Genomic DNA, 2,738 nt, shown 5'->3' with positions numbered 1-2,738 from the left:
TCATCATCCGCAAGGGCGAGAACATCTCCGCGAAGGAGCACACGGCTGCGCGGGCCAAGGGCTCGCCCGTCTGGAAGCTCACGCCGTGATCGAAGCCCTGTCCCGGCGCGTGCAGCGCCTCGTCGTCGGGCCCGAGGTCCGAGTCCCGAGCAATATCACCCGGAGCATCGAGGAGCTCCCCGTCCTGGAGGTGATCCCTGTATGAGGATCGTTCTCGACCGCCCCCGCTGCGAGGGCCACGGCCTGTGCGAAGAGGCCGCCCCGCAGCTCATGCATCTCGACGACGACGGCGAACTGGTGCTCGACCGCCAGGAGGTCGATGGAAGCGACACCGCACTCGCCCGGGCCGCCTCGCGGGTGTGTCCGGTCGCCGCGCTGAGGGTCGAATGAGCACCGCTGCCCTGAAACGGGTCGTCGTCGTGGGCAACGGCATCGCCGGGCTCACTGCCGCCGACACGCTCCGCGAGGCAGGCTTCGAAGGCGAGCTGACCGTCATCGGCGACGAAACCCACCCGGCGTACAGCCGGCCCGCCCTGTCGAAGGCGCTGCTGCTCGACGGCGACGCCCCCTCCTTGCACGCGCTGCCCCCGGCCTCCCATGGGGCGAGGGAACTGCTCGGCACGCGCGCGACAGGGCTCGACCCGGACCGGCGGCTCGTAAAGCTCGACGACGGCACCGCCCTGCCGTACGACGGCGTCGTCCTCGCCACCGGCTCCCGGGCGAGACGGTTGTCCGAACTGCCCGACGAGGTCACCCTGCGCGGGCTCGACGACGCGCTGGCGCTGCGCCGCCGCCTGGCCGGCCGACCCTCTGTCCTTGTCGTCGGTGGCGGCCCGCTCGGCATGGAGATCGCCTCGGGGTGCCTGGCCGCCGGCTGCCGGGTCACCCTCGTCTCGCAGGGGGAGCCGCTGACCGACCATCTCGGTCCCCATCTCGGCCGCGTCTTCACCACCGCCGCCCGCGAGCGAGGGCTCACCGTGGTGAAAGCCGGTCTGGCGCGGGTGCAGGGGCGAGCCGGCGACGCCCGGGTCGCACTCGACGACGGCACGGTGCTGCGGGCGGAGGTCCTGCTCACCGCCGTCGGTGACGTCCCCAACACCGAATGGCTCGCCGGCACCGGGCTCGTCGTCAACGGCGCCGTCCCCGTCGACACACGCGGCCTCGCCCGTCCCGGCGTCGCGGCCATCGGCGATCTCGCCGCCTTTCCCACCCCGCAAGGACTGCGCCGGGTCCCGTTGTGGAGCAGCGCCATCGACCAGGCGAAGGCCGCCGCGCGGGCACTCGTCCACGGCGACGACGCCCCACCGCTCTCGTTCCAGCCGTACTTCTGGACCGAGCAGTTCGGGCGGACCCTCAAGGCCGTCGGTCATCTGCCCGCGGAGGGGGAACCGGCGTACGCCGACGGGGAACCCGGCGGCGGCCCGGCACTGATGACCTGGCGGCAGAAGGACGGCAGCACCACGGCCGTCGCGCTGGACTACCGCATTCCCGTCCCCCGGCTGCGCCGCATGACCCTGGCGCCCGCATAGGGTGTGCGCCATGAGCGGCGAGAAGGGCACCAGCGCGTCAGGACTGGACCGGCTGGCGTCGGTCAATCTCAACCTGCTGGTGCCTCTTCTCGCCCTGCTCGAGGAACGGTCGGTGACCAAGGCGGCGGAGCGGGTCGGGCTGTCGCAACCGGCCATGAGCCACGCCCTGACCCGGATGCGGCGCCTGCTGGACGATGACCTCGTCGTCCGGCAGGGCAGCGGCGTCACGCTCACCCCACGCGCGCTGGAGCTGATCGCGCCACTGCGTGGCACGCTGCAACAGGCAGCGCAGATCGTCGACTTCCCCTCCTTCGACCCCGCCACGGACCAGCGGGTCATCACCGTCGCCATGACGAACAGCACGGCGTTCGTCGTCGGCCCCCGGCTGACGCGGCTCGTCGCCGAGCGCGCGCCGCACGTCACGCTGCGGGTGCGGACGATCACCGTGCCGACCGACGCCACCTTCACCGAAGGGGGTGTGGACGTCGTCCTGATCTCCGAGGGGCACGCCTCGCCGTATCCGCGCGAGCGGCTCTACGACGACCGTTGTGTGGTGGTGGCCGCGCCGGACACCCCGCCGCAGGCGAGTGCGCTCGACCTGCTCACCACCGAACCGCACGTCGTCGTCGACACCGACCGGCGGGTCTTCCCGTACTCGGTACTGGAGGACGAAGGCATTCCCTACCGCGTCGGACTGTGGATCTCCGACTTTCTGCTCGTGCCCTTTCACGTGGCCCGCGCCGGCGGCGTCGCCCTGTTGCGGTACAGAGTCGCCGCCACCATGCGCACCCTCGCCGACCTGCGGATCGAGGAGTTCCCGTTCCCACTGCCCGGACTCGGCATCGACATGGTGTGGAACCCGCGGCTGGCCGACCGCCACTTCGTCGACTGGCTGCGGGCCTTGCTGTACGACGCCGCACCCGAGGGGTGAGACGGATCGGTCCTGCCCGTGGCAGTCAGGTCAGCAGCCGCACCCAGCTCGCGCCGAGCTCGTCGAGCATCTGCTCGCGAGTGAGCTTCCAGTCGGCATCGCCCCAGTGCTGGGCGATGTAGTCCAGCTCGGCCATGGCCAGCACCCCCCGGAAGCGGCGTTGATGGGGGGCGAAGCGCCCAGCCTCCGTCAGACCGTCCTCGATGTCGCTGATGGCCTCCTCCTTCGGCCGGCTGTACACGGACACGACGCTGACGTACGACCGCCGGACCGGCGAC

The 2,738-nt window shown here is 71.6% G+C and carries 3 protein-coding genes and 2 pseudogenes; 4 read left to right on the top strand and 1 reads right to left on the bottom strand.

Going from position 1 to position 2,738, the window contains the following annotated elements:
- The 4 genes and pseudogenes from ACWEBX_RS38965 to ACWEBX_RS38950 all read left to right on the top strand — a co-directional run.
- Positions 1-205 (top strand): annotated as a pseudogene (locus ACWEBX_RS38965) (hypothetical protein); the annotation flags it as partial.
- Entirely contained in the window at positions 202-390 is a 189-nt protein-coding gene (locus ACWEBX_RS38960) for a ferredoxin (protein WP_451889438.1), read from the top strand. The pseudogene ACWEBX_RS38965 and the gene ACWEBX_RS38960, both read left to right, overlap by 4 nt.
- Positions 387-1,529, top strand: a complete 1,143-nt coding sequence (locus ACWEBX_RS38955) for an NAD(P)/FAD-dependent oxidoreductase (RefSeq protein ID WP_451889437.1) — start codon at positions 387-389, stop codon at positions 1,527-1,529. Before ACWEBX_RS38960 ends, ACWEBX_RS38955 begins: the two co-directional genes overlap by 4 nt.
- 10 nt (positions 1,530-1,539) lie before the next feature.
- Positions 1,540-2,460, top strand: a complete 921-nt coding sequence (locus tag ACWEBX_RS38950; protein ID WP_451889436.1) for a LysR family transcriptional regulator — start codon at positions 1,540-1,542, stop codon at positions 2,458-2,460.
- Between the two features lie 25 nt (positions 2,461-2,485).
- Here the strand turns inward: ACWEBX_RS38950 and ACWEBX_RS38945 are convergent.
- Positions 2,486-2,738, bottom strand: a pseudogene (locus ACWEBX_RS38945) (hypothetical protein); the annotation flags it as partial.

The sequence above is a fragment of the Streptomyces sp. NPDC005070 genome (assembly GCF_053600395.1).
The sequence above is the reverse complement of the archived record's forward strand: the minus strand, read 5'-3'. Positions and strand labels throughout refer to the sequence as shown.